The organism is Corynebacterium sp. ACRPF, from assembly GCF_022347395.1.
GTDB lineage: Bacteria > Actinomycetota > Actinomycetes > Mycobacteriales > Mycobacteriaceae > Corynebacterium > Corynebacterium tuberculostearicum_D.
In genome coordinates, this window is record NZ_JAKRNB010000041.1 from 1 (window position 1) to 1,083 (window position 1,083).

Sequence of the window (1,083 nt, forward strand, 5' to 3'; positions counted from 1 at the left end):
GGCCGCAAAGCTGCGGCAACAACTCGCCGGTGTAGTTATCTGCAACTGCGTGTAAATGCTTTAGGGCGCAAAGATGCCGCTTTAGCCTGTGGCATTCATCCGCGTGATGCTGCTGATATGGACAAAGGTGTCATCAAGCTTTCTGCGGGGCGTGTGCCTTTTGTCCCGGCTGGCCCGGATGTGGCGCTGTATAACAGGCTTATGCAGGTAATTGAGTACGTTGATGGTCGCCAAGCAGTTCCAGTCCAGGTTATTCCGCAAGAGCGTATCGATAGGCGTATTTCTTCGCGCTACTTATCGGTAGAAGAGCGCGAGCTCATCTTTGATCTTGACCGGCAAGGCAAAGGTGTACGCGAGATAGCTCGGCGTCTTCAGCGCTCTGCTGGCACTATCAGCAAGGAGCTTAAACGCAACCGGGATGAATTTGGGGTGTATCTTCCCACGCATGCGCACCGTAAATCGGTGTTGCGTAGGTTTAGACCGAAAAAGCGCAAGATTGATGCCAATCCACGCTTGCGTGAGGTGGTTTGGGAAATGGTGAAAGACAGGTACTCGCCAGAGCAGATTTCTGGGCGGTTGCGCAGTTGCTACCCCGGTGATGAGACTATGTACGTGTGTCCTGAAACGATTTATCAGTCTTTGTATTTCCAGGCTAAAGGCGAGTTGAAAAAGGAAATCGCTGCTGCACTGCGGCGCGGTCACGCCCAACGTCGACCTCGTGGCACGCGCAGCGCCCGCAAGCGGTTTGTTGACCCTATAGTGATGATTTCTGACCGGCCAGCAGAAGTAGACGACCGAGCAGTACCAGGTCATTGGGAAGGCGACCTCATTTTAGGCGCGGGCAATAAGTCTGCAATTGGGACTCTCGTAGAACGAACCACGCGCTATGTCATCTTGCTGCATCTACCTCATGGGCATAATGCTACCGAAGTAAATGAAGCACTTACTAAAGCGATCGCTGGCTTGCCAGATCATCTCAAAGGATCACTTACCTGGGATCAGGGAAGTGAAATGGCCTGCCATAAGGCCTTTTCTGTAGCTACAAACTGTCCCGTGTTCTTCTGCGATCCTGGCGCGCCGTGG

The 1,083-nt window shown here is 53.0% G+C and carries 1 protein-coding gene; it reads left to right on the plus strand.

The features are described 5' to 3' along the window. Window positions 1-1,083 (plus strand): IS30 family transposase (locus MHX61_RS11220; protein WP_239194940.1); only part of this gene is annotated, 1,083 nt, incomplete at both ends.